Source organism: Streptantibioticus rubrisoli (genome assembly GCF_024436055.1).
Classification (GTDB): Bacteria; Actinomycetota; Actinomycetes; order Streptomycetales; family Streptomycetaceae; genus Streptantibioticus_A; species Streptantibioticus_A rubrisoli.
This window is the reverse complement of the sequence record NZ_JANFNH010000025.1, coordinates 48,802-71,221: the sequence shown is the minus strand read 5'-3', so window position 1 is coordinate 71,221 and position 22,420 is coordinate 48,802. Positions and strand designations below refer to the sequence as shown.

The window sequence follows — 22,420 nt, the reverse complement described above, 5'->3', positions numbered from 1 at the left end:
GGAATTACCTCTCTCGTTGACTTCCGCGATTACGGAACCGGCTCAGAACTTGAGCCCGGCCTCGCGGGCGGCGTCCGCCAGGGCGGCGATGCGCCCCGCGTACCGGTTGCCCGCGCGGTCGAACACGACGCTCTCGATGCCAGCAGCCTTGGCCCGCTCGGCGACCAGCGCGCCGACCTTCTTCGCCTGGGTCGACTTGTCGCCCTCGGCGCCCCGGATCGAGGCGTCCAGGTGCGACGCGGACGCCAGGGTGTGGCCCGCGACATCGTCGATGACCTGCGCGGCGATGCCCCGGTTGGTCCGGGTCACGACCAGGCGCGGGGTCTCGGCGGTGCCGTTGATCCGCTTGCGGCCACGGATCTGGCGACGCTTGCGAGCGGTGCGCTTGTAGGCGTCACCCTTCGCGATCTTCACACCGTATGCCATGGCTTTACTTACCAGCCTTTCCGACCTTGCGGCGGATGACCTCGCCCGCGTACTTCACGCCCTTGGCCTTGTACGGGTCGGGCTTGCGCAGCTTGCGGATGTTCGCGGCGACCTCGCCGACCTTCTGCTTGTCGATGCCCTCGACGCTGAGCTTGGTCGGGGACTCCACCTTGAAGGTGATGCCCTCGGGGGCCTCGACGAGGATCGGGTGGCTGTAGCCCAGCGAGAACTCCAGGTTGGAGCCCTTCGCCTGGACGCGGTAACCAACACCGCTGATCTCCAGCGCCTTGCTGTAGCCCTGGGTCACGCCGGTGATCATGTTCGCCACCAGCGTGCGGGACAGGCCGTGCAGGGCCTTCGACTCACGCTCATCATTGGGGCGCGTGACAACGAGGGTGTTGTCGTCGCCCTTGGCGATCTCGATGGGCGCGGCAACGGTGTGGGAGAGGGATCCCTTGGGACCCTTCACCTGGACCGTACGGCCATCGATGGTGACGTCCACGCCGGCGGGAACCTGGATGGGCAGCCGTCCAATACGCGACATGGCTTTACCTCCGTTTCCCGGTTACCAGACGTAGGCGAGGACTTCCCCGCCCACGCCCTTCTTGCCTGCCTGCTTGTCGGTGAGCAGACCCTGCGACGTGGAGATGATCGCCACGCCCAGGCCGCCGAGCACCTTCGGCAGGTTGGTGGACTTTGCGTAGACCCGCAGACCCGGCTTGCTGATCCGCTTGATGCCGGCGATCGAGCGCTCGCGGTTCGGGCCGAACTTCAGGTTGATGTGGAGGTTCTTGCCGACCTCGGCGTCCTCCACCTTCCAACCCGCGATGTAGCCCTCCTGCTGGAGGATCTCCGCGATGTGCGACTTGATCTTGCTGTACGGCATCACGACGTCGTCGTGGTAGGCCGAGTTCGCGTTCCGCAGACGCGTGAGCATGTCTGCGATGGGGTCGGTCATGGTCATGATGGCCTGTGGCCTCTCTCGCCGGGGTTTCCTATCTGCGCCATCCCTCTCCCCCATCAGGCTGGGGACGGGTGCGGCGCGGGGACCTACGGCGTAGTAAGCGACTTCTAGCGGGCTATGCCCGCAGGCGGTCATGGGCGGCGGGCGCCCAACCCTTCCACTCTACGGGAGTTGAAGGGCGGGGCCCGCCATCCACGTTGCTTACCGAGAGTCCCGGCATCCCAACTAAGGGATTACCAGGAGCTCTTGGTCACGCCCGGCAGCTCGCCACGGTGAGCCATCTCACGAAGGCACACGCGGCAGAGGCCGAACTTGCGGTACACGGAGTGCGGACGGCCGCAGCGCTGGCAGCGCGTGTAGGCACGCACCGCGAACTTCGGCTTGCGGGCGGCCTTGGCAATGAGAGCCTTCTTCGCCACGGCTCACGCCTCCTTGAACGGGAAGCCGAGGTGACGCAGGAGAGCACGGCCCTCTTCGTCGTTGGTCGCCGTGGTCACCACGGTGATGTCCATACCCCGGACGCGGTCGATCTTGTCCTGGTCGATCTCGTGGAACATGACCTGCTCCGTGAGACCGAAGGTGTAGTTGCCCCGGCCGTCGAACTGCTTCGGCGACAGACCGCGGAAGTCGCGGATGCGCGGCAGCGCGAGCGACAGCAGGCGGTCCAGGAACTCCCACATGCGGTCACCGCGGAGGGTGACGTGGGCACCGATCGGCTGACCCTCACGCAGCTTGAACTGTGCGATGGACTTCCGGGCCTTGGTGACGGCCGGCTTCTGACCGGTGATCGTGGCGAGGTCGCGGATGGCGCCCTCGATCAGCTTGGAGTCGCGGGCGGCGTCGCCCACACCCATGTTGACCACGATCTTGGTCAGACCCGGGATCTGCATGACGTTCTCGTACTTGAACTCGTCACGCATCTTGCCCGCGATCTCGTCGCGGTAGCGCTGCTTCAGGCGCGGCGTGGTGGTGGTGGCAGTCATCAGATGTCCTCACCGGTCCGCTTGGCAACGCGGATCTTGTTGCCGTCCTCGTCGAAGCGGTAGCCGACGCGGGTGACGACCTTCTTGCCGTCCTTCTCCACGACCAGCTGCACGTTGCTGACGTGGATGGGGGCCTCGACGGTCACGATGCCGCCGGTCTTCGACCCACGCGCGGTCTGGCCGACCTTGGTGTGCTTCTTGACCCGGTTGACACCCTCGACCAGGACACGGTCCTCGCGCGGGAAGGCCTGGATGACCTTGCCCTGCTTGCCCTTGTCCTTGCCGGTGATGACCTGGACCAGGTCGCCCTTCTTGATCTTCATCGGTTACAGCACCTCCGGCGCGAGCGAGACGATCTTCATGAACTTCTTCTCGCGCAGCTCCCGGCCCACGGGGCCGAAGATGCGGGTACCGCGGGGGTCGCCGTCGTTCTTGAGGATGACGGCGGCGTTCTCGTCGAAACGGATGTACGAGCCGTCGGGACGGCGCGTCTCCTTAACGGTACGAACGACGACCGCCTTGACGACGTCGCCCTTCTTCACGTTGCCACCGGGGATCGCGTCCTTGACGGTGGCGACGATGACGTCACCGATTCCCGCGTAGCGGCGACCGGAGCCACCGAGAACACGGATGCAAAGGATCTCCTTGGCACCAGTGTTGTCGGCGACACGCAGTCGCGACTCCTGCTGGATCACGTCTATCTCCTGATCGTCTGCCGGTTCCCGGCAGGGGCCCTGTGCGAGCCCCTGCCGAGCCTGGCGGAACTGTCCAGAAGGCTTATGCCTTCAGGCTGGTTCATTGGAATTCCCTTACGGGAATTACCTACTTGGCCTTCTCGAGGATCTCGACGACGCGCCAGCGCTTGGTCGCGGACAGCGGCCGGGTCTCCATCAGGAGAACGCGGTCGCCGACACCCGCGGCGTTCTGCTCGTCGTGCGCCTTGAGCTTGTTGGTACGGCGGATGACCTTGCCGTACAGCGCGTGCTTGACGCGGTCCTCGACGGCGACGACGACGGTCTTGTCCATCTTGTCGCTGACGACCAGGCCCTCACGGGTCTTGCGGAAACCGCGCTCGTTTGTCTCAGCAGTCACATTCTTCTCGCTCATCAGGCGCTCTCCACCGTCTCGATGCCGAGCTCGCGCTCCCGCATCAGGGTGTAGATCCGGGCGATGTCCTTGCGGACAACCTTGAGCCGGGAGTTGTTCTCAAGCTGTCCGGTGGCCGCCTGGAAGCGGAGGTTGAACAGCTCCTCCTTGGCCTCACGAAGCTTGGCAACGAGTTCCTCGTTGTTCAGCTCGCGCAGCTCGGTCGCCTTGGTACCGGCCGCCATCACGACTCACCTGCCTCGCGCCGGACGATCCGGCACTTCATCGGAAGCTTGTGGGCGGCGCGGGTCAGCGCCTCCCGGGCAACCTTCTCGTTCGGGAAAGACAGCTCGAACATCACCCGACCGGGCTTGACGTTCGCGACCCACCACTCGGGCGAGCCCTTACCGGAACCCATGCGGGTTTCGGCCGGCTTCTTGGTCAGCGGACGGTCCGGGTAGATGTTGATCCACACCTTGCCGCCACGGCGGATGTGACGGGTGATGGCGATACGAGCGGACTCGATCTGCCGGTTCGTCACGTAGGCCGGGGTCACGGCCTGGATGCCGAACTCACCGAACGCCAGCTCGGTGCCGCCCTTGGCCATGCCGTTGCGCTTCGGGTGGTGCTGCTTGCGGTGCTTGACCCTACGGGGGATCAGCATTGGGGTCAGGCCTCCGTTCCGGTGGTCTCCGCGGCCGGAGCCTCAGCGGCGGGAGCCTCGGCCTTGGGGGCCTGCTCAGCAGCCTGAGGACGACGGCCACGACCGCCGCGCTCGCCACCGCGGCGCTGCGGACGCTCACTGCCACCGCGGGCCGGGCGGTTGCCGGCACGGGCGGCGGCGCCTTCGGCGCGGACCTCGGCGATGTTCTTCACGTCGCCCTTGTAGATCCACACCTTCACACCGATGCGGCCGAAGGTGGTCTTGGCCTCGAAGAAGCCGTAGTCCACGTTGGCGCGCAGGGTGTGCAGCGGAACCCGACCCTCGCGGTAGAACTCGGAGCGGGACATCTCGGCGCCGCCGAGACGGCCACCGCACTGGATCTTGATGCCCTTGGCGCCGGCCTTCATCGTGCCCTGCATGCTCTTGCGCATGGCGCGACGGAAGGAGACGCGGGAGGCCAGCTGCTCGGCGACGGCCTGGGCCACCAGCTGAGCGTCGGTCTCCGGGTTCTTGACCTCGAGGATGTTCAGCTGGACCTGCTTGCCGGTCAGCTTCTCCAGGTCACCGCGGATGCGGTCGGCCTCCGCACCGCGACGGCCGATGACGATGCCCGGCCGGGCGGTGTGGATGTCGACGCGGACCCGGTCGCGGGTGCGCTCGATCTCCACCTTGGAGATACCGGCCCGCTCCATGCCCTGCGTCATCATCCGGCGGATGGCGACGTCTTCCTTGACGTAGTCCTTGTACAGCTTGTCGGCGTACCAACGGGACTTGAAGTCCGTCGTGATGCCGAGCCGGAACCCGTGCGGGTTAACCTTCTGGCCCATTACCGGGTCCCTTCCTTGCTGGCGACGACCACGGTGATGTGGCTGGTCCGCTTACGGATCCGGTAGGCGCGACCCCGGTCGCGCGGCCGGAACCGCTTCAGGGTCGGACCCTCGTCCACGTACGCCTCGCTGATGTACAGCGAGTTGGCGTCGGTGTGGTCGTAGTTGTGCGCGGCGTTGGCGATGGCGCTGTCCAGCACCTTGCCAACCGGCACGCTCGCGGCCTGCGGAGCGAATCGCAGGACCGCCTGAGCCTCCGTGGCGCTCATGCCACGGATGAGGTCCACCACGCGGCGGGCCTTCATGGGCGTGACGCGGATGTACCGCGCCTGGGCCCTGGCTTCCATGGTTGTCCCTTCGGTGTCAGTCATAGGTCTTCGCTTGTTCCGCTGATCAGCGACGACGCGACTTGCGGTCGTCCTTCTCATGGCCGCGGAAGGTGCGGGTCGGCGCGAACTCGCCGAGCTTGTGGCCGACCATCGACTCGGTGACGAACACCGGGACGTGCTTGCGGCCGTCGTGCACCGCGATCGTGTGGCCGAGCATGGCCGGGACGATCATCGAGCGGCGGGACCAGGTCTTGATGACGTTCTTGGTGCCTGCCTCGTTCTGTACGTCCACCTTCTTCATCAGGTGGTCGTCGACGAAGGGCCCCTTCTTGAGACTGCGCGGCATCTAAACCCGCTCCTAGCGCTTCTTGTTCGTCTTGCGGCGGCGGACGATGAGCTTGTCGCTGGCCTTCTTCGGCCGGCGAGTACGTCCTTCCTTCTGACCCCAGGGGCTGACCGGGTGGCGACCACCGGAGGTCTTGCCCTCACCACCACCGTGCGGGTGGTCAACCGGGTTCATCGCCACACCACGAACGGTCGGGCGGACGCCCTTCCAGCGCATACGGCCGGCCTTGCCCCAGTTGATGTTCGACTGCTCGGCGTTGCCGACCTCGCCGACGGTGGCGCGGCAGCGGACGTCGACCAGGCGGATCTCACCGGACGGCATGCGCAGGTGGGCCATGGAGCCCTCCTTCGCCAGCAGCTGCACGGAGGCACCCGCGGAGCGGGCGAGCTTCGCGCCGCCGCCGGGCCGCAGCTCGATGGCGTGGATGGTCGTACCGACCGGGATGTTGCGCAGCGACAGGTTGTTGCCCGGCTTGATGTCGGCCGCGGGGCCGTTCTCCACCCGGTCGCCCTGCTTCAGGCCGCGCGGGGCGATGATGTAGCGCTTCTCGCCGTCCGCGTAGTGCAGCAGCGCGATGCGCGCGGTGCGGTTCGGGTCGTACTCGATGTGAGCGACCTTGGCCGGCACGCCGTCCTTGTCGTGCCGACGGAAGTCGATCAGACGGTAGGCGCGCTTGTGGCCACCGCCCTGGTGACGGACGGTCACACGACCGGCGTTGTTACGGCCGCCCTTGCTGTGCAGCGGGCGGACCAGCGACTTCTCCGGCGTGGACCGCGTGATCTCGACGAAGTCGGCGACGCTGGAGCCACGACGGCCCGGGGTCGTCGGCTTGTACTTGCGGATACCCATTGTGTCTCAGTCCTCGGAAAATTCCGGACTTCTGGACGACTCAGACTCCTTGTTAGGAGACCGGGCCGCCGAAGATGTCGATACGGTCGCCCTCAGCGAGGGTCACGATGGCGCGCTTGGTGTCCTTGCGCTTGCCGAAACCGGTGCGGGTGCGCTTGCGCTTGCCCTGCCGGTTGATCGTGTTGACCCCGGTGACCTTGACCGAGAAGACCGACTCAACGGCCTGCTTGATCTGGGTCTTGTTGGCGCGCGGGTCGACGATGAACGTGTACTTGTTCTCGTCCAGCAGCGCGTAGCTCTTCTCCGAAACCACCGGCTTGACCAGCACGTCACGCGGGTCCGTGAAGGTCTTGCTGGTGGCCGCGTTTACGGCGGTTGCCTCGCTCATCAGGCGGCGCTCCCTTCGGTCTCAGCGGCGCCAGCACCGACGAAGCGGTCGAAGGCGTCCTTGGTGAAGACCACGTCGTCGGAGACGAGCACGTCGTACGCGTTGAGCTGACCGGCCTCCAGGATGTGCACCTGGGGCAGGTTGCGCGCCGACAGCCAGGAGGCCTCGTCGGCCCGCTCGACGACCAGCAGCACGTTCTTGCGGTCGCTGATCTTGCCCAGCAGCGTCTTGGCGGACTTGGTCGACGGGGTCGAGCCCTCGACCACGCCGGACACGACGTGGATGCGGTTGTGACGCGCGCGGTCGGTCAGGGCGCCACGCAGGGCGGCCTTGATCATCTTCTTCGGCGTCCGCTGCGAGTAGTCGCGCGGCACCGGGCCGTGCACGACGCCACCGCCGGCGAACTGCGGAGCGCGGGTCGAACCCTGACGGGCGCGGCCGGTGCCCTTCTGGCGGTACGGCTTCTTGCCACCGCCACGGACCTCGCCGCGGGTCTTGGTCTTGTGCGTGCCCTGGCGGGCAGCGGCCAGCTGCGCGACGACGACCTGGTGGATCAGCGGAACGCTGACCTTCGCGTCGAAGATCTCCGCGGGGAGCTCGACGGTCCCGGCCTTGTCGCCTGCCGGCGAAAGGATGTCAATGGTGCTCATCGGTTACCTCAGGCCCCCTTGGCCGCGGTACGGACCAGGACGAGGCCGCCGTTCGGACCAGGAACCGCGCCCTTGATGAGCAGCAGGCCCTTCTCCGCGTCAACGGCGTGGACGGTCAGGTTCTGGGTGGTGACCCGCTCGTTGCCCATGCGGCCTGCCATGCGCAGACCCTTGAACACACGGCCCGGGGTGGCGCAGCCACCGATGGAACCGGGCGAGCGGTGCTTGCGCTGGGTGCCGTGCCCGGCGCCGAGGCCACCGAAGTTGTGGCGCTTCATGACACCGGCGAAGCCCTTGCCCTTGCTCTTGCCGGTGACGTCGACCTTGACGCCGGCCTCGAACACGTCGGCGGTGATCTCCTGGCCGAGGGTGTACTCGCTGGCGTCGGAGGTGCGCAGCTCCACCAGGTGGCGGCGCGGCGTCACGTCGGCCTTGGCGAAGTGGCCCTTGAGGGGCTTGTTGACCTTGCGCGGGTCGATCTCGCCGAAGGCGATCTGCACGGCCTCGTAGCCGTCGGTGTCGGCGGTGCGGACCTGGGTAACGACACAGGGCCCGGCCTTGACCACGGTCACCGGGACGACACGGTTGTTCTCGTCCCAGACCTGGGTCATGCCGAGCTTCTCGCCCAGGACGCCCTTAATCTGCTTAGCCATCTCGCGCGTCACCTCAGAGCTTGATCTCGATGTCGACGCCGGCCGGCAGGTCGAGACGCATCAGCGAGTCAACCGTCTTCGGCGTGGGGTCGAGGATGTCGATGAGGCGCTTGTGCGTACGCATCTCGAAGTGCTCGCGCGAGTCCTTGTACTTGTGCGGCGACTTGATGACGCAGTACACGTTCTTCTCAGTGGGCAGCGGCACCGGGCCCGCGACCTGCGCACCAGTACGGGTCACCGTCTCGACGATCTTCTTCGCCGAGGAGTCGATGACCTCGTGGTCGTAGGCCTTGAGCCGGATGCGGATCTTCTGTCCCGCCATGGCTACTCCGTAGTCCTGTCTCTCGTAACGCTCTGGGACCCGGTGTCTGGCGCTTTCCCTGCTTCACCCCGACCCACGCGGTCGGGCGTGTCGCGACCCGTCTGACAGAAATCCGCATACGGGATCCCCGCTGGAGGGGTTTTGGGGAAAGACATCCACCGAGCGCCTGGCGAGCCCCGCACTGACGCTTCCTGGAAGATTCCCGTACTTCCGCCCCTGATAAGGGGCGACGAGTACTGCGGGACTCGCTTCCAGTCCTCCCGACGGGAGGCGCGCAGCATCGGCACTCAACCGAGCAACCTGGCAAGTGTGCCATATCGCTGGGCGCTAAGGCCAATCGACCCCCACGCCAGCCGCCAACCCACCTTCTGGGGGCGAGCCCCCAGACCCCCGGGGCGGGATTTTCTTTGGGGGCAAGCTCCCGAGACCCCAGGTCGCGGATTCCCTTGGGGGCAAGCTCCCGAGACCCCCGGTCGCCGGTTGTCGGGGCAAGCGCCCAAGTTCCCTCGGGGATCCGCCCAGAGGCTTGCGGGAGCAAGCGGGCGCCTCGGGGCCGCGCCCGGGCTCCTTCGGCGGGCGGCAGCCTCTTGCAGCGCTCGCAGGGACGAGCCCCCGAGCGTGGCCGGTCCGTGGGTAACGGCGAAGCCCCCGCCCACCCGGAATGGGGTGGACGGGGGCTCAACCAGCGTTAGCGCAGGGTCACTTGACGATCTTGGTGACCTGGCCGGCGCCGACGGTCCGGCCACCCTCGCGGATGGCGAACTTCAGGCCCTCCTCCATGGCGACCGGCTGGATCAGCTGGACCGTCATGGTGGTGTTGTCGCCCGGCATGACCATCTCGGTGCCCTCGGGGAGGGTCACAACGCCGGTCACGTCCGTGGTACGGAAGTAGAACTGCGGGCGGTAGTTGTTGAAGAACGGGGTGTGGCGACCGCCCTCGTCCTTCGACAGGATGTAGGCCTGAGCCTCGAACTCGGTGTGCGGGGTGACCGAGCCCGGCTTGATGATGACCTGGCCGCGCTCGACGTCCTCGCGCTTGATGCCGCGGAGCAGCAGACCGACGTTCTCACCGGCCTGGCCCTCGTCGAGCAGCTTGCGGAACATCTCGATGCCGGTGACCGTGGTGGAGGTCTTCTCCGGCTTGATGCCGATGATGTCGACGGTCTCGTTGACCTTGAGGACACCACGCTCGATACGGCCGGTGACGACGGTGCCACGACCGGTGATCGTGAAGACGTCCTCGATCGGCATCAGGAACGGCTTGTCGACGTCGCGCTCCGGCTCCGGGATCGCGGTGTCGACGGCCTCCATCAGGTCCAGGACGGACTTGCCCCACTCGGCGTCGCCCTCGAGCGCCTTGAGCGCCGAGACCTTGACGACCGGGACCTCGTCGCCCGGGAACTCGTACTCGGAGAGGAGCTCACGCACCTCGAGCTCGACGAGCTCCAGGATCTCCTCGTCGTCCACCATGTCGGCCTTGTTCAGGGCGACCACGATGTACGGCACGCCCACCTGGCGGGCCAGGAGCACGTGCTCCTTGGTCTGCGGCATCGGGCCGTCGGTGGCGGCGACCACCAGGATGGCGCCGTCCATCTGCGCCGCACCGGTGATCATGTTCTTGATGTAGTCCGCGTGACCCGGGCAGTCGACGTGCGCGTAGTGACGCGACTCGGTCTGGTACTCGACGTGCGCGATGGAGATGGTGATACCGCGCTGGCGCTCCTCAGGAGCCTTGTCGATCTGGTCGAAGGCCGAAGCCTCGTTCAGGTCCGGGTACTTGTCGTGCAGCACCTTGGTGATCGCCGCGGTAAGGGTCGTCTTACCGTGGTCGATGTGACCGATGGTGCCGATGTTGACGTGCGGCTTAGTCCGCTCGAACTTCGCCTTCGCCACTGGGGTCCTCCTGTGGAGTGGTTCTGTACGCCTTACTTCATCGGCGCCAGGTGATCTTTGCCGGGTTGGTGAGGACCCCGAAGGGCCTGCTTACGTATGCCAACCCGCGGATTGAGTGCTGGCCGCCGGGGCATCCGCCACGTTCCTCACGGTTCGTGGCGGAATGCCCCGTACTGCCTGCCGTCAAGCCTAAGGCTTGTACGACGTTGGGAGAACGTCGGTTACTCGCCCTTGGCCTTCGCGATGATCTCCTCGGCGACGTTCCGCGGAACCTCGGCGTAGGAGTCGAACTGCATGGAGTAGCTGGCCCGGCCGGAGGTCTTGCTGCGCAGGTCGCCGACGTAACCGAACATCTCCGAGAGCGGGACCAGACCCGTCACGAGCTTGGCGCCCGAACGGTCCTCCATGGACTGGATCTGGCCACGACGCGAGTTGAGGTCACCGATGACATCGCCCATGTAGTCCTCGGGCGTGGTCACCTCGACCTTCATCATCGGCTCGAGCAGGGCCGGGCTGGCCTTGCGGGCGGCCTCCTTGAAGGCCATCGAACCGGCGATCTTGAACGCGAGCTCGGAGGAGTCGACGTCGTGGTAGGCGCCGTCGAGCAGCGTCACCTTGACACCGGTCAGCGGGTAGCCCGCCAACACGCCGAACTCCATGGCCTCCTGGCAACCGGCGTCCACGGACGGGATGTACTCCCGCGGGATGCGGCCACCGGTGACCTGGTTCACGAACTCGTAGCCCTCGCCCTCAAGCGGCTCGATCGTGATCTGGACCTTACCGAACTGGCCCGAACCACCGGTCTGCTTCTTGTGGGTGTAGTCGACCTTCTCGACCGTCTTGCGGATGGTCTCGCGGTAGGCCACCTGGGGCTTGCCGACGTTGGCCTCGACCTTGAACTCGCGCTTCATGCGGTCGACCAGCACGTCCAGGTGCAGCTCGCCCATGCCCGCGATGATGGTCTGGCCGGTCTCCTCGTCGGTGTGGACCTGGAAGGACGGGTCCTCCTCGGCGAGGCGCTGGATGGCGACACCCAGCTTCTCCTGGTCGCCCTTCGACTTCGGCTCGATGGCGACCTGGATGACCGGAGCGGGGAACTCCATCGACTCCAGGATCACCGGGTGGGCCGGGTCGCAGAGCGTCTCACCCGTGGTGGTGTCCTTCAGGCCCATGACGGCGACGATGTCACCGGCGCCCACCGACGCGATCTCCTCACGCTTGTTGGCGTGCATGCGGTAGATCTTGCCGATGCGCTCCTTCTTGCCCTTGACGGGGTTCTGGACCTGAGCGCCGGACTCCAGGCGGCCCGAGTACACCCGGACGAAGGTGAGCTTGCCGAGGTGCGGGTCGCTCATGATCTTGAACGCCAGAGCGGCCAGCGGCTCGTCGTCGGACGGCTTGCGGGCGATGATCTCCTCGGCGTCCTTCACCGAGTGACCCTCGATCGCCTCGACGTCCAGCGGCGCGGGGAGGTAACGCACCACCGCGTCGAGCAGCGGCTGAACACCCTTGTTCTTGAAGGCGGTTCCGCAGAACACCGGGGTGACGGTGGTGCCGTCGCCCTTGCCGGAGTTGATGGTGATGCGGCGGATCGCCGCGATCAGCTGCTCCTCGTCGGGCTCCTGGCCCTCGAGGTACAGCTCCATCATCTCCTCGTCGTTCTCGGCCACGGCCTCCAGCAGCTTGCCGCGCCACTCGTTGGCGGCCTCGAGGTGCGTGTCCGGGATGTCGACGGTGTCGTACATCTCGCCCTTGGCGGCCTCGGCGGACCAGACCAGGGCCTTCATGCGGACCAGGTCGATGACGCCCTTGAAGTCCGCCTCGGCACCGATCGGCAGCTGCATGACCAGCGGCACCGCGCCCAGCCGGTCGACGATCATGTCGACGCAGCGGTGGAACTCGGCACCGACGCGGTCCAGCTTGTTGACGAAGCAGATACGCGGAACGCCGTAGCGGTCCGCCTGACGCCACACGGTCTCGGACTGCGGCTCGACACCGGCGACACCGTCGAACACCGTGACGGCACCGTCGAGGACGCGCAGCGAGCGCTCCACCTCGACGGTGAAGTCGACGTGGCCCGGGGTGTCGATGATGTTGATGGTGTGGTCGACCCCGTCGACCTTCCAGTGACAGGTCGTCGCGGCCGACGTGATGGTGATGCCGCGCTCCTGCTCCTGCTCCATCCAGTCCATGGTGGCAGCGCCGTCGTGGACTTCACCGATCTTGTACGAAACGCCGGTGTAGAACAGGATCCGCTCGGTGGTCGTCGTCTTGCCCGCGTCGATGTGGGCCATGATCCCGATGTTGCGGACCTTGGCCAGGTCAAGTGAAGTGGTGGCCATATGGCTCAGTCTTCTCTCGGTTCTCGATGGGGTTGCGACTACCAGCGGTAGTGCGCGAAGGCCTTGTTGGACTCGGCCATCTTGTGGGTGTCCTCGCGGCGCTTGACGGAGGCGCCAAGGCCGTTCGAGGCGTCGAGCAGCTCGTTCATGAGGCGCTCGGTCATGGTCTTCTCGCGGCGGGCGCGGGAGTAACCGACCAGCCAGCGCAGCGCCAGCGTGGAGGAACGCGCGGGGCGCACCTCGACCGGCACCTGGTAGGTGGCGCCACCGACACGGCGGCTGCGCACCTCAAGGGTCGGCTTGACGTTCTCAAGCGCGCGCTTGAGGGTGATGACCGGGTCGTTGCCGGTCTTCTCGCGCAGGCCCTCCATGGCGCCGTAGACGATGCGCTCAGCGGTGGAGCGCTTGCCGTTCAGCAGCACCTTGTTGATCAGGGAGGTCACCAGAGGAGAGTTGTAGACCGGGTCGATGATGACCGGGCGCTTCGGGGCGGGGCCCTTACGAGGCATTCTTACTTCTCCTTCTTGGCGCCGTAGCGGCTGCGAGCCTGCTTGCGGTTCTTGACGCCCTGGGTGTCGAGGGAGCCGCGGATGATCTTGTAGCGAACACCCGGCAGGTCCTTCACACGACCGCCACGCACGAGCACGATGGAGTGCTCCTGCAGGTTGTGGCCCTCACCCGGAATGTAAGCGGTGACCTCGATCCCGCTGGTCAGACGCACACGCGCGACCTTACGCAGGGCCGAGTTCGGCTTCTTCGGGGTGGTCGTGTAGACACGCGTGCAGACGCCACGACGCTGCGGGGAACCCTGCAGTGCGGGCGTCTTGTTCTTGTCGACCTTGTCCTGCCGGCCCTTGCGGACCAGCTGCTGGATCGTAGGCACCGTTTCTCCGGTTTCTGTGTGCCAGTCTCGTTAAAGCTAACCCGAGGCGCTCTGCTGGGCCATTCAGCGCTGGCCACCGGCACTTTTCTCGACCCACGCGGTCGGGTGTGTCGGAGGCTTCGCGCATGCCCGCTGGACGGGCACAGGCTTCACATCTCTTGGATGTCGCAGTCTCGGAATTCCGTGCGGACTGAGAGCACGCACAAGAACCCGGGGACACCCCAGGCACAAGGTCAGAGCGTACCTAGCGCATGGGCTCCGGTCAAAACAAATGCACACGCGTAGGACAGGCCGGGCCGCGCGGACGCTGATGCCACGGTAGTGGCCTCGTACCGGTCAGGGAAGGGAGCGGATCCGGCCGGGGCGCCGCTCAGCCCGCGGCGATGCCCAGCAGGATCATCAGCGCCCAGAACGAGGCCATCAGCCAGCCCAGCACCAGGCCGGTGGTGGCCATCCCGTCGCCGTTCTCCCCGGTGGTGCGGATCTGCGCCCGCGCCTGGTGGCCCAGCACGATCGCCGGGACGGTGGGGATCACCAGGATCATCCCGGCGATGCCGCAGATCAGCGAGGCCGCCGCGAGCTTGTTCGTCGGCCGCGGCGGCACCGGCAGGAAGGTCGGGGGCACCGCGGGCGCCATCCGCTGCGGCCCGGCCGTGGGCATCGCCATCGGCACCGGCCCCTGCGGCAGATCGGCGACCAGGCCGCCCAGCTCGCCGTAGGTCATCGCGCGGTAGGCCGCCCCCACCCGCTGCTCGTACTCCTGCTGGCCCAGGCGGCCCTCGGCGAACGCGGCCTTGAGCACGTCCACCGTGCGCTCGCGGTCGGCGTGCGAGGCGCGCATGCCCGAGTTCGGGCCGTTGTCCCAGGGCTGCAGCCCTCCGTAGTGCGCCATCCGCCCGCGAACCTCCCCCACTTGTAGGGACCATTCTCCCCCGCCAGGGATCGTGTGCCCCCCATAGTGCTTGACGCGGCAGCGCCGCGTGGAGTTCCGCGCGAACAGCCTCCCGCGGCGTTGACGGATATCGACGGATGTTTCCGCGGGCTACGCCCCCAGGCTCCCCAGCCGCCAGGTCTCCACCCGCCCCGGTCCCGCCGCCGTCACGGTTTTGAACTCCCCCCGCGCGCTGGCCACCCAGAACCGCTGCCCCACCATGGCCGCGGAAACCGGCAGGCCGCGCCGCCGCCCCTCGAAGGCCACCGCGGGCGCCCGCCCGTCCGCCCCCACCCTCCCCCAGGCCAGCGCCCAGGCCTCGCCAGGCCGCCGTCCGCGCAGCGCGCCGAGCAGCAGCCCGCTGAACGCGGTGTCGACGTAGACCCCCAACACCCCGTCACTGTCGAAGAGTTCGAGCGCGGCCCGGCCCCGAGTGCCGAGCGCCGGGCGGAAGGCGAGCCCTCCGGGCGCGGCCAACACCGCTGGCCGCGGCTTGAGTTCCAGGTGCTCCTGCTTCATCGGACCCCCCATTGGCAACGCGGCAACTGGCAACCAACAGCCTCCGCCCAGGTCGGCGCCCAGCAGATCCTCCCCAGGTACGGGCGAACCCTGAGGCTCACCCGGGGCAGGCGCGGTAGGGACACCGTCCGCCCAGCCCCGGCGCAACGCCGGTGGCCGTGCGGCGAGTTGCACGGGTACCGTGCGACCCGGAACCCCACACAGGAACGCGAGCGAATGGCAGACACCGACGACTTCCCGGAGCCGGACTTCGGGGACTTTCCGGAACCGGACTTCGACTCCGTCGCCGAGGAACACGAACAGCAGCGCAGGGCCGTCGAGGCCATGGCCCGCCAGGGCGACATCCCCGCCGACATCGCGGCGGCGCGCACCGCACCGGACGCCGGTGAGTGGCTGCTGTTCAACGGCTTCGAGGTCGTAGCGGACCTGGCGCTGCTGTGCGGCCCCGCCGAAGGCCCCCTGGACGTTCCGGCCCATCTCGCGGACCGGGAGCTGCCCGAGCACATCGCCGAGCCCACCGCGTGGCAGCGCGCCTCCCTGTACCGGCGGCTGCTGCTGGAGGGAACCGCCGCCGAGCAGGCGCGACTGCTCAACCGCGCCCAACTGCGCCGCCTGTGGCCGTCCCGTCTCGGGCCGCCGCAGATCCTGAAGGTGTGGGAGGAACGGTTCCCCGAACTACGCGCCACGGCCACGGACGGATAGGGCCATGGAGACAGCACACAAGGCGGCCATCGCCCGTACGGCGTTGGCCGCCTGCGCCGACCAGGGCTACGCGGTGGCGGGGAGTCTCGCCATGTGGCTCCACGAGGTCGACGGCGCCCGCGTCCCCGACGACATCGACCTGTTCACCAACAAGTTGGTGAATGGTGAGGAGGTACGGGGGAACGTCCGCGCGGCCCTGGAGGCCGCTGGTTACCGCACCGAGCAGCTCGTCGCCTGGAGCACCCACCCCGACGCCGTCGGCCCGCAGAACGCCAAGTTGCGTGTCAGCCACCCCGAACAGGGCTCGGTCGTCATCGACATGATCCGCGGCCCGCGCTACGTGCCCCTCACGGAACAGAGCGGTATGCCGGTCCGGGCGGTCCCGGAGCTGCTGTACAGCAAGCTGCAGACGCTCGACAACCGGGTGGCGGCCAAGGACTTCATCGACCTCGCCGCCCTGCACGCCCGCCTCGGTGACCGTACCGACCGTTACCTCGCCAACTACGTCAACGGCTACGGCACGAAGGTCCGGCGCCTGCCGCCGGAACGGTTCGCCGAGGAACTGCGCGGTCGGCTGGGGCAGATCCAGCAGCCGCCGGACGAGGCGTTCGCCGCCTACGGGCTCACGGCCGAGCAGACGTCGCGGGTGCGCGAGTCCGTGGGCGGCCTGGCGAACCGGCTCGCCCCCGCACAGGCGCAGCCGCAGCGCGGCGCCGACCAGGCGATCGACGCGAGCCGGGAGCCACGGCAGCACGACCAGGTCGCGGCCGCGCTGTCCGACCAGCAGTTGGCCGTCTGGCGCGAGCAGACCACGCAGACCCTGCGCCAGGCCGAAGCCATGGTCCGGCAGGCACCCGACGAGCACGCGCTGGCCCAGGCCCGGCAGTTCGTCGGCGCCAACCAGGCCCAGATACAACGGATCGACGGCGAGATCAGCCGCCGCGCACAGGCGGCAAGCCCAGGCCCGCACCCTGAACAGGCGGCACACGTCGCACAGGCCGCAAGCCCCGGCCCGCGCCCTGAACAGACGGCACACATCGCACAAGCGGCAAACCCCGGCCCGCGTCCTGAACAAACGGCACACATCGCACAGGCGCCGATCCCTCCCGGCACGCAGGCGGCACCGTCCAACGCGTCCGGCGTGTCAGCCGACGCACAGTGGCTGTCGCAGTACCGGGCCGCCGTGATCGGCCACGCCGTGGGCGGCCGGGGCGACGAGGCCGCCCTGGGCGCGATGCGACGCCTCACCGAACAGGCGGACGCCGTGGCCGCCAGGGCCTACCCGGATCCGCACAGCCCGCCACGCGTCGAGCACGACGCCGCGCAGCCGCTGCTGCGGATGCTGGCCACCGCGCCCCCGGTCGGGGCGAACGGCAGCCTGCCGCCCCAGCTCCTGACGGACGAGGCCCTCGCCCAACGGCACGCACGCCTCGCCCGCGCGTACCAGGCGGCCGGGCAGGCCGGGCTGCCGCAGCTGTGGCAGCAGGGGCAGTTGACCGACGCGGAGGTGCGACGCCGTCAGCAGCTCTCCCCGGCGCAGCGGGCAGCCGAGGACGGTGTCCGCCAGAGCCTGCAGGCCGCGCGGCAGACACGGACCACGATGGCCGGACCGGGCGCGGCCAGAGCGCTGGGACCGCGCGGCGTTCCCCAGGCTCGCGGCCTGTCTCGCTGAGCCGCCTGCCTGGTCGTTGGGCGAGGGTGTGGCGATATCCGGATCGCTAGGATCGGCCGCAGACGAACAGAGGGGGACATGCGGTGAGTGAGCACTCGACGGACGAGGTCCACCAGGCGATGAGCGCGGCTCTGCACAGCGGCATCAAGGCGGCCATGGAGGTCGCGGAGATGACCGCGATGCGCCGCATGGAGCGACTGCGCGAGGCACAGTCGAGGTCTGACGCGGAGCGGAACGAGTTCCTGTCCCGGCTGAGCGCGGAACGCGACAGGGCGTTGCCCACCATGCGCCAGCCGTGGGACGAGGCATGGTGGCAGCAGGCCCGTCCCCAGCAGATCGCCCAGACCTGGGAGGTCACCCAGGGGTGGGCCCAGGCTGGCGACCCGTACGCGCAGTCGACGTTGGAGCACATGAGTCAGCAGTTGAAGGAACGTCACGGCATCGAAGTCCCCCACCAGTGGCTCGCCGACCCGCGAACCGACCACCAGGCATCACGGACGAGCGGCGAACAACGCTCCCCGAACGCCGAGCGGACCACTGAGGACCGCGACGGACGCACGACCGACGCACCCGGCAGCAGCCAGGAACGCGACGCCCGCGACCGGAACCTCCCCGGAGACCGCGACGAGGACCGGCTGCGGGACCGGGCCCGCGGCGAGGACGCCGCCGCCCTCGGGTCGGACGAGACGGCCGCGGGCCTGGCGCAGATCCACGCCCCCGCCGAGGACGTGCGCGCCGAGGCGGAGCACGCGGACGACATGCGGGCCGCCGCCAGCCAGGACCGCGACGCGGCGGCGGCCCTGGCCACCGTGGAGGACGCGGAGGCGGCGGAGGCCGTCGCGGTCGCCGCCCAGGGCTACTCCGGCACCCCCTCGGCGCGTCTCACCGCCAGCCGGTCGGCGGCGCGGTCCCAGTCGGCGTCGCACAACGCCCTGCGGTCACGGATGCAGGGCGCCGCGACCGGGATCGCGCGCTGAGCCGTCGCAAGGCCCGCCGAGTGAAAGGAAGAAGTGGGCGAGAGCAACGACGACGACCGGACAGTGAGTGAACTGCGCGAGGAGTGGCGCAAGCGGGCGGAACTCGGCGAGAAGTTCCCGGAGTTCGCGGCCGCGAGTGAGCAACTGCGCAAAGCTCCCTGGCCGGAGGACCTGCGCAACGCGCCGCTGATCATCGGCACGGACATCGGCGGGGACGCCGACGACGCGCTGGCCGTCGCCGTGACCGCCCGCAAGGTGCCGCTGCTCTCCCTGTGATCACCGCCGACGGGACCGGTCCAGCGGCCGGTCCCGGCCACGGCGGTTGGGGCGCGAGGGCGGCGTCGAGCACTGACGACGGCGAGCCGGTCGGCGCCGCGCTCACCGCGGCGCCGACCGGTCAGTCACCAGCCGGATTGCTGAACGCCGACCCCAGCCACAGGCGGGCGTCGGACTCGGCGACCGGTAGGGGCTCCAGGGTTCGGTGGTCGCCCGGCTTGCAGGCCATGAACGGGCCCGCGTCCTTGGACATCAGGACGTTCAGGTGTGGATCGCAGTGGTAGAGCCACCAGTTGGACATCGTGGCCTCGGCGACGGCCGCCTCCCACTCCTGCCACATGGCGTTGAGGCGGCTGACCGCCTCGGCGTGCCGGTACCACTGGGTGCACCAGGTCAGGCTTCCGCCGAGGCGGCGCTGGACGAGTTTCGCCAGGTGCTCCTCGACCCATGTCGGCAGATCGGGATAGACCGTCTCGACACTCTCCGCCGGTTCCATCACGCCCTGCTTTCCGGCTCGTTGGCCAGTGTGTGGGCGTGCGCCTGCTCGGCCGGGGCGTACCGCGCCAGGGAGGCGTGCACCTGTGCCGCGTGCGGTCCACGCTGCCATGGCTCGGTCTCGATGAGGATCGGCCGGGTGCCGGAGGCGAACAGCACCGCCCGGCCCCTCGGCAGTGCGGCGAGGTCGGAGACCTCAAGGATCTTCTCCACCCTGGTCGAGACCTGTGTGGAGCGCGACCGGCCGTCGCCGCGCGATGTGCTGAAGCTGGTGGTCTCCGGCTCGAAGTCGCCCAGCAGTTGGCTGAGATCGCTGAGGAACTGCGTTTCGGAGACACCACCGCCGTAGACGCGGATGTTCGCCGCGCTCCACAGCTTCTTCATGCCGTTCTCGCCCCAGACCACGACGCCCTGCGCCCAGGACTGGAGGATCGTCATCAGCACGATGCCGCGTGAACCGTAGTGGCTGTAGAGGTCCGGCAGGTCCTTCCAGCGGCACACGTTCGCCGCCTCGTCCAGCACGCCGAGCAGCGGCGTGGTCAGGCGCCCACCGGGGCTGCGGGTGGCGAGTTCCTCGGCCGCCTCGATGGTGGCGACGGTCAGCGCGGTCACCAGCGGCCCGGCCGTGCCCTGGCCCTCACGGGACAGCGAGTACAGGGTGCCCCTGCCCGCCGCGAAGGCGTGCGGGTCGAACTGCAGGCGGTGCGGGTTGTGCGGATCCGGGGTCACCCATCGGGTCACCGACGGGTTGACCAGGAAGTTCACGGACTTCTTGCACGTGCCGTAGATGCCCGCCCGTTGCTTGTCCGGGGAGTTGATGACGCCCTGCACGCCGTCGGCGGGCAGATGGTGTCCGGCCGCCCGAAGGATCTCCACCGGCCTGGTCTCGGTGGGGTCCGCCGCCCAGCTGAAGACCGTGGTGATGGGTTCGTTCGCCTCGGCCGCCGCCAGCAGCAGGAAGGACAGCAGCGACTCGCCTTCGGGGTCGAAGTACGAGTCCGTCTTGGCGTCCGCGTCCTTGCCGTACGCCGTGAAGATGGCGGCGAGCCGGGTGGCCTTCTCGATGTCCGTCACGTAGGAGAGCGGATTCCACCACCAGGTGGGCTCCTCCCCCGCCACCTTCTGCGGGTCGAAGACCCACACCCCGCCAAAGCCCTCGCGGATCAGGCGGGTGGCGTCCACGATGTCGCGCTTGTTCGAGGTGACGAGAACGGATCCGGGGGCATCCAGGATCGCGGGGATGGCGCGGGACGTCGTCTTGCCGGTCCGGGGTCCCCAGACGTCTATCTGCATGTCCTCCCACGACCCGTACAGCGGCTGGCCGGTGCCCCGGGCCCGGCCGATGCGCACACCGGGATGGCTCTGCGGAGCGCCGAGCCGGGCGGCGGTGGCCGCCACCCCCTCGCGGGAGAGCATGGACTGCTCGTTGCGGTTGGCCAGATGGCGGGCGGCGGCGTCGACCCGGACGCGGGGGTTGCGGCCACGCCGCACCAGCGCCCGTACGGCAACGACCAGGGCCAGCACGACCACCAGCTCGGCGACGGCGATGAGCGTCGCGTCCGTGCCCGGCCAACGCTGCTTGCCCGCAGCCAGGTTGATGACCACGGCCACCGGATTGCCCGCGGGCTCGGGCTGGTTGGCGATGGCGGCACCGCCGAGCATCGCACCCCAGGTGCCCAGTACGGCCGCGATCAGCGTGGCCAGACCCACGACGACCAGGACCGGCGTGAGGTCGGACGGGCCACGGCTCTTGTTGGTGACGCTCATTGTCCAGTCCCCGTTCCCATCACCCATCGTTTGTTGGTGTTGTTGACGTCGAGTTCCGCGTTGGTCAGCTCGACGTGGAACGGGATGCCCGGCCGCCCACCGACCTTGACCAGGAACTTTCCGCGTCCCGGCGGATCGCCCTCCCGGCCGAGCAGGGAGTCCCAGGACGGTGGGGTGGACCAGTCGACGATCATGCGCTGTTCGCGTTGGGACATCCGCACCACCTGCGTCAGCGACGGCATCTCGGCCTCCGGCAGCCCACCGCAGACGACCATGCCGGAACGCTCCGCGAAACCACGGGCCTTGAGCCGGTCCGCCTCGTCCGGCAGTGCCAACAGGTCCGCCATGGTGTGCGTGATCATCGCCTGGCCGAGGCCCTGTTGACGGTTGAGGCGGGTCAGCGCGTCCACCCGGTCGACAAGCCCCTTGCCCGCGCGCAGCACGCGCCACAACTCGTCAAGCACCACGAAGAAGTGGCGCTGCGGGCCGAGCCCGGCGTCGGCAAGGGCGTGCGCCGCCTCGATCGCGCCGAAGCCGTCGCTCCAGCAGGCCAGCAGCACCGCGGCCTGGAGCTCGGCGTCCGCCTCGTCGATACCGCTGATGTCGATGCACACACCGCCCGGCGAGTCCAGACGGATCGGCGTCGAGGTCGGCCGCGCGAACGCCTCGCCCATCGGTCCGTCGAGAAGCCCGAGCAGGGAGGCGTGCAGACCGTCGACCGCCACCCGGTAGCGCTCCTCGCTGCCACGCGACAGGGTCACCGCGCGAAGCTCCTCCGGTCCCTCATCGATCACCCGGATCAGGTCCGGGAGGATCGGCACCCCCTTGTGGCGTTCTTCGAGCACCCGCAACGCGGTGTTGATGATCGTGCGTTCCTGGTCGACCACCGGACGGTTGCGCAGGATGGTCACCAGCGCCGTGACCATGTTCAGGCGTCGGCCCCGGCCCTGGGAGATCAGCCGTTCCCGGTCGGCGCCGGACAGCTTCGCGGCGGCGGCCGCGGTCTCCCCCGGGTCCAGGACGTTCAGACTCCCCAGCCCACGGCCGAGCTTGACGATCTGTCCGCCCATCGCCCGTACCAGGTCCGCGTAGTCCGGCTTGAGGTCGCCCAGGACCATCGGGTAGACGCCGTAGCCGGTCAGGCCCAGCACCAGGCGCCGCACCAGGGTCGACTTGCCGAGTCCCGGCTTGCCGAGGACCAGCATCGAGGGGTTGTTGATCAGGCCCGCGCGTGAGAACCACGAGATGGGGTCCATGCACAGCGTCGCCCCGTTGTCGAGCACCCGGCCGACCGGCACCCCGGACATCGGCGTACCCGACCCGGCCGCGAACGGCCACAGGCCGCACACCTGAACGGTCGTGCCACGCCACTCCGGCGGCGCCTCCACCAGGGAGGCCTTGCCGCCGCCGCGTCCCGGAAAGCCACGCGCCCCCGGCCGTGCGACCAGCGGCCTCGGCGCCTTCTCCTTCGCCACA

The 22,420-nt window shown here is 68.5% G+C and carries 31 protein-coding genes; 4 read left to right on the top strand and 27 right to left on the bottom strand.

Features of this window, described 5'->3' with window-relative positions; all coding sequences use genetic code 11:
* Positions 1 to 42: 42 nt before the first annotated feature.
* The 24 genes from rplR to NON19_RS20275 all read right to left on the bottom strand — a co-directional run bounded on the left by rplR (position 43) and on the right by NON19_RS20275 (position 15,055).
* Positions 43 to 426 carry a 50S ribosomal protein L18 gene (gene rplR / locus NON19_RS20390; RefSeq protein ID WP_255930081.1) on the bottom strand — a complete coding sequence of 128 codons (384 nt, stop codon included), beginning with the start codon at positions 424 to 426 and terminating at the stop codon, positions 43 to 45.
* A 4-nt stretch (positions 427 to 430) separates the two neighbouring features.
* Positions 431 to 970 carry a 50S ribosomal protein L6 gene (rplF, locus tag NON19_RS20385; protein ID WP_255930080.1) on the bottom strand — a complete coding sequence of 180 codons (540 nt, stop codon included), beginning with the start codon at positions 968 to 970 and terminating at the stop codon, positions 431 to 433.
* Between the two features lie 21 nt (positions 971 to 991).
* Complete coding sequence (rpsH, locus tag NON19_RS20380) at positions 992 to 1,390, bottom strand: 30S ribosomal protein S8 (RefSeq protein ID WP_255930079.1); 399 nt, start codon at positions 1,388 to 1,390, stop codon at positions 992 to 994.
* Between the two features lie 233 nt (positions 1,391 to 1,623).
* Complete coding sequence (locus tag NON19_RS20375; protein ID WP_004571834.1) at positions 1,624 to 1,809, bottom strand: type Z 30S ribosomal protein S14; 186 nt, start codon at positions 1,807 to 1,809, stop codon at positions 1,624 to 1,626.
* A 3-nt stretch (positions 1,810 to 1,812) separates the two neighbouring features.
* Positions 1,813 to 2,373, bottom strand: a complete 561-nt coding sequence (rplE, locus tag NON19_RS20370) for a 50S ribosomal protein L5 (protein ID WP_255930077.1) — start codon at positions 2,371 to 2,373, stop codon at positions 1,813 to 1,815.
* Positions 2,373 to 2,696, bottom strand: a complete 324-nt coding sequence (gene rplX, locus NON19_RS20365; RefSeq protein ID WP_255930075.1) for a 50S ribosomal protein L24 — start codon at positions 2,694 to 2,696, stop codon at positions 2,373 to 2,375. The genes rplE and rplX overlap by 1 nt, the downstream gene beginning before the upstream one ends.
* 3 nt (positions 2,697 to 2,699) lie before the next feature.
* Positions 2,700 to 3,068: a 50S ribosomal protein L14 gene (gene rplN, locus NON19_RS20360; RefSeq protein ID WP_255930073.1), complete on the bottom strand. Its 369-nt coding sequence runs from the start codon at positions 3,066 to 3,068 to the stop codon at positions 2,700 to 2,702.
* A gap of 127 nt (positions 3,069 to 3,195) precedes the next feature.
* Positions 3,196 to 3,480: a 30S ribosomal protein S17 gene (gene rpsQ, locus NON19_RS20355; RefSeq protein ID WP_255930071.1), complete on the bottom strand. Its 285-nt coding sequence runs from the start codon at positions 3,478 to 3,480 to the stop codon at positions 3,196 to 3,198.
* Positions 3,480 to 3,704 carry a 50S ribosomal protein L29 gene (gene rpmC / locus NON19_RS20350; RefSeq protein WP_255930069.1) on the bottom strand — a complete coding sequence of 75 codons (225 nt, stop codon included), beginning with the start codon at positions 3,702 to 3,704 and terminating at the stop codon, positions 3,480 to 3,482. Before rpmC ends, rpsQ begins: the two co-directional genes overlap by 1 nt.
* On the bottom strand, positions 3,704 to 4,123 hold the full coding sequence (gene rplP / locus NON19_RS20345) for a 50S ribosomal protein L16 (protein WP_255930067.1): 420 nt from the start codon (positions 4,121 to 4,123) through the stop codon (positions 3,704 to 3,706). The genes rpmC and rplP overlap by 1 nt, the downstream gene beginning before the upstream one ends.
* Before the next feature lie 5 nt (positions 4,124 to 4,128).
* The gene (rpsC, locus tag NON19_RS20340; RefSeq protein WP_255930065.1) at positions 4,129 to 4,950 is read right to left on the bottom strand and encodes a 30S ribosomal protein S3; all 822 of its coding nucleotides are present in this window, start codon (positions 4,948 to 4,950) and stop codon (positions 4,129 to 4,131) included.
* Positions 4,950 to 5,297 (bottom strand): 50S ribosomal protein L22, encoded by a 348-nt coding sequence (gene rplV, locus NON19_RS20335; protein WP_255930063.1) that lies wholly within the window; start codon positions 5,295 to 5,297, stop codon positions 4,950 to 4,952. Before rplV ends, rpsC begins: the two co-directional genes overlap by 1 nt.
* Before the next feature lie 46 nt (positions 5,298 to 5,343).
* Positions 5,344 to 5,625, bottom strand: a complete 282-nt coding sequence (gene rpsS / locus NON19_RS20330) for a 30S ribosomal protein S19 (RefSeq protein ID WP_197988959.1) — start codon at positions 5,623 to 5,625, stop codon at positions 5,344 to 5,346.
* Between the two features lie 12 nt (positions 5,626 to 5,637).
* On the bottom strand, positions 5,638 to 6,474 hold the full coding sequence (rplB, locus tag NON19_RS20325; RefSeq protein WP_255930058.1) for a 50S ribosomal protein L2: 837 nt from the start codon (positions 6,472 to 6,474) through the stop codon (positions 5,638 to 5,640).
* Positions 6,475 to 6,526: 52 nt separating this feature from the next.
* A complete protein-coding gene (rplW, locus tag NON19_RS20320; RefSeq protein ID WP_255930056.1) occupies positions 6,527 to 6,862 on the bottom strand; it encodes a 50S ribosomal protein L23 in 336 nt (111 codons plus the stop codon).
* Entirely contained in the window at positions 6,862 to 7,512 is a 651-nt protein-coding gene (rplD, locus tag NON19_RS20315; RefSeq protein ID WP_255930055.1) for a 50S ribosomal protein L4, read from the bottom strand. Before rplD ends, rplW begins: the two co-directional genes overlap by 1 nt.
* An 8-nt stretch (positions 7,513 to 7,520) precedes the next feature.
* Positions 7,521 to 8,165 carry a 50S ribosomal protein L3 gene (gene rplC / locus NON19_RS20310; protein WP_255930054.1) on the bottom strand — a complete coding sequence of 215 codons (645 nt, stop codon included), beginning with the start codon at positions 8,163 to 8,165 and terminating at the stop codon, positions 7,521 to 7,523.
* A 13-nt stretch (positions 8,166 to 8,178) separates the two neighbouring features.
* Entirely contained in the window at positions 8,179 to 8,487 is a 309-nt protein-coding gene (rpsJ, locus tag NON19_RS20305; protein WP_014144312.1) for a 30S ribosomal protein S10, read from the bottom strand.
* Between the two features lie 699 nt (positions 8,488 to 9,186).
* Positions 9,187 to 10,380: an elongation factor Tu gene (tuf, locus tag NON19_RS20300; protein ID WP_255930053.1), complete on the bottom strand. Its 1,194-nt coding sequence runs from the start codon at positions 10,378 to 10,380 to the stop codon at positions 9,187 to 9,189.
* 221 nt (positions 10,381 to 10,601) lie between these two features.
* Positions 10,602 to 12,722, bottom strand: coding sequence for an elongation factor G (gene fusA / locus NON19_RS20295; protein ID WP_255930052.1), 2,121 nt, complete (start codon positions 12,720 to 12,722; stop codon positions 10,602 to 10,604).
* Positions 12,723 to 12,760: 38 nt separating this feature from the next.
* A complete protein-coding gene (rpsG, locus tag NON19_RS20290) occupies positions 12,761 to 13,231 on the bottom strand; it encodes a 30S ribosomal protein S7 (RefSeq protein ID WP_255930051.1) in 471 nt (156 codons plus the stop codon).
* 2 nt (positions 13,232 to 13,233) lie between these two features.
* A complete protein-coding gene (rpsL, locus tag NON19_RS20285) occupies positions 13,234 to 13,605 on the bottom strand; it encodes a 30S ribosomal protein S12 (RefSeq protein ID WP_255930050.1) in 372 nt (123 codons plus the stop codon).
* 370 nt (positions 13,606 to 13,975) lie between these two features.
* Positions 13,976 to 14,497 (bottom strand): DUF1707 and DUF4190 domain-containing protein, encoded by a 522-nt coding sequence (locus tag NON19_RS20280; RefSeq protein ID WP_308213709.1) that lies wholly within the window; start codon positions 14,495 to 14,497, stop codon positions 13,976 to 13,978.
* Between the two features lie 150 nt (positions 14,498 to 14,647).
* Positions 14,648 to 15,055 carry a hypothetical protein gene (locus NON19_RS20275; RefSeq protein WP_255930049.1) on the bottom strand — a complete coding sequence of 136 codons (408 nt, stop codon included), beginning with the start codon at positions 15,053 to 15,055 and terminating at the stop codon, positions 14,648 to 14,650.
* Between the two features lie 216 nt (positions 15,056 to 15,271).
* Between NON19_RS20275 and NON19_RS20270 the strand changes: the two genes are divergently transcribed.
* The 4 genes from NON19_RS20270 to NON19_RS20255 all read left to right on the top strand — a co-directional run bounded on the left by NON19_RS20270 (position 15,272) and on the right by NON19_RS20255 (position 18,682).
* Entirely contained in the window at positions 15,272 to 15,757 is a 486-nt protein-coding gene (locus NON19_RS20270) for a hypothetical protein (protein ID WP_255930048.1), read from the top strand.
* Positions 15,758 to 15,761: 4 nt separating this feature from the next.
* Positions 15,762 to 17,429 (top strand): hypothetical protein, encoded by a 1,668-nt coding sequence (locus NON19_RS20265; protein WP_255930047.1) that lies wholly within the window; start codon positions 15,762 to 15,764, stop codon positions 17,427 to 17,429.
* 83 nt (positions 17,430 to 17,512) lie between these two features.
* Positions 17,513 to 18,406, top strand: coding sequence for a hypothetical protein (locus tag NON19_RS20260; RefSeq protein ID WP_255930046.1), 894 nt, complete (start codon positions 17,513 to 17,515; stop codon positions 18,404 to 18,406).
* Between the two features lie 33 nt (positions 18,407 to 18,439).
* Positions 18,440 to 18,682 (top strand): hypothetical protein, encoded by a 243-nt coding sequence (locus NON19_RS20255; protein ID WP_255930045.1) that lies wholly within the window; start codon positions 18,440 to 18,442, stop codon positions 18,680 to 18,682.
* A 121-nt stretch (positions 18,683 to 18,803) separates the two neighbouring features.
* Here NON19_RS20255 and NON19_RS20250 read toward each other — a convergent pair whose 3' ends face one another.
* From NON19_RS20250 to NON19_RS20240, 3 genes are read right to left on the bottom strand one after another with little or no spacing between them, the layout of a single operon-like run.
* Complete coding sequence (locus NON19_RS20250) at positions 18,804 to 19,178, bottom strand: DUF4913 domain-containing protein (RefSeq protein WP_255930043.1); 375 nt, start codon at positions 19,176 to 19,178, stop codon at positions 18,804 to 18,806.
* Positions 19,178 to 20,944, bottom strand: a complete 1,767-nt coding sequence (locus tag NON19_RS20245; RefSeq protein WP_255930042.1) for a type IV secretory system conjugative DNA transfer family protein — start codon at positions 20,942 to 20,944, stop codon at positions 19,178 to 19,180. The genes NON19_RS20250 and NON19_RS20245 overlap by 1 nt, the downstream gene beginning before the upstream one ends.
* Positions 20,941 to 22,419, bottom strand: a complete 1,479-nt coding sequence (locus tag NON19_RS20240) for a putative type IV secretion/conjugal transfer ATPase (protein WP_255930041.1) — start codon at positions 22,417 to 22,419, stop codon at positions 20,941 to 20,943. Before NON19_RS20240 ends, NON19_RS20245 begins: the two co-directional genes overlap by 4 nt.
* Position 22,420 lies beyond the last annotated feature (1 nt).

Excerpts from the sequence above, each read along its gene's own strand:
- fusA (WP_255930052.1), bottom strand. The coding sequence starts at position 12,722 with ATGGCCACCACTTCACTTGACCTGGCCAAGGTCCGCAACATCGGGATC.
- rplV (WP_255930063.1), bottom strand. The coding sequence starts at position 5,297 with ATGGAAGCCAGGGCCCAGGCGCGGTACATCCGCGTCACGCCCATGAAG.
- NON19_RS20275 (WP_255930049.1), bottom strand. The coding sequence starts at position 15,055 with ATGAAGCAGGAGCACCTGGAACTCAAGCCGCGGCCAGCGGTGTTGGCC.
- rplD (WP_255930055.1), bottom strand. The coding sequence starts at position 7,512 with ATGAGCACCATTGACATCCTTTCGCCGGCAGGCGACAAGGCCGGGACC.
- rpsG (WP_255930051.1), bottom strand. The coding sequence starts at position 13,231 with ATGCCTCGTAAGGGCCCCGCCCCGAAGCGCCCGGTCATCATCGACCCG.
- rplF (WP_255930080.1), bottom strand. The coding sequence starts at position 970 with ATGTCGCGTATTGGACGGCTGCCCATCCAGGTTCCCGCCGGCGTGGAC.
- NON19_RS20280 (WP_308213709.1), bottom strand. The coding sequence starts at position 14,497 with ATGGCGCACTACGGAGGGCTGCAGCCCTGGGACAACGGCCCGAACTCG.
- rpmC (WP_255930069.1), bottom strand. The coding sequence starts at position 3,704 with ATGGCGGCCGGTACCAAGGCGACCGAGCTGCGCGAGCTGAACAACGAG.
- NON19_RS20265 (WP_255930047.1), top strand. The coding sequence starts at position 15,762 with ATGGAGACAGCACACAAGGCGGCCATCGCCCGTACGGCGTTGGCCGCC.
- rpsC (WP_255930065.1), bottom strand. The coding sequence starts at position 4,950 with ATGGGCCAGAAGGTTAACCCGCACGGGTTCCGGCTCGGCATCACGACG.
- rplC (WP_255930054.1), bottom strand. The coding sequence starts at position 8,165 with ATGGCTAAGCAGATTAAGGGCGTCCTGGGCGAGAAGCTCGGCATGACC.
- NON19_RS20245 (WP_255930042.1), bottom strand. The coding sequence starts at position 20,944 with ATGAGCGTCACCAACAAGAGCCGTGGCCCGTCCGACCTCACGCCGGTC.
- rpsJ (WP_014144312.1), bottom strand. The coding sequence starts at position 8,487 with ATGGCGGGACAGAAGATCCGCATCCGGCTCAAGGCCTACGACCACGAG.
- rplB (WP_255930058.1), bottom strand. The coding sequence starts at position 6,474 with ATGGGTATCCGCAAGTACAAGCCGACGACCCCGGGCCGTCGTGGCTCC.
- rplR (WP_255930081.1), bottom strand. The coding sequence starts at position 426 with ATGGCATACGGTGTGAAGATCGCGAAGGGTGACGCCTACAAGCGCACC.
- rplE (WP_255930077.1), bottom strand. The coding sequence starts at position 2,373 with ATGACTGCCACCACCACCACGCCGCGCCTGAAGCAGCGCTACCGCGAC.
- rplW (WP_255930056.1), bottom strand. The coding sequence starts at position 6,862 with ATGAGCGAGGCAACCGCCGTAAACGCGGCCACCAGCAAGACCTTCACG.
- NON19_RS20270 (WP_255930048.1), top strand. The coding sequence starts at position 15,272 with ATGGCAGACACCGACGACTTCCCGGAGCCGGACTTCGGGGACTTTCCG.
- rpsQ (WP_255930071.1), bottom strand. The coding sequence starts at position 3,480 with ATGAGCGAGAAGAATGTGACTGCTGAGACAAACGAGCGCGGTTTCCGC.
- rplP (WP_255930067.1), bottom strand. The coding sequence starts at position 4,123 with ATGCTGATCCCCCGTAGGGTCAAGCACCGCAAGCAGCACCACCCGAAG.
- NON19_RS20250 (WP_255930043.1), bottom strand. The coding sequence starts at position 19,178 with ATGGAACCGGCGGAGAGTGTCGAGACGGTCTATCCCGATCTGCCGACA.
- rplX (WP_255930075.1), bottom strand. The coding sequence starts at position 2,696 with ATGAAGATCAAGAAGGGCGACCTGGTCCAGGTCATCACCGGCAAGGAC.
- rpsS (WP_197988959.1), bottom strand. The coding sequence starts at position 5,625 with ATGCCGCGCAGTCTCAAGAAGGGGCCCTTCGTCGACGACCACCTGATG.
- rpsH (WP_255930079.1), bottom strand. The coding sequence starts at position 1,390 with ATGACCATGACCGACCCCATCGCAGACATGCTCACGCGTCTGCGGAAC.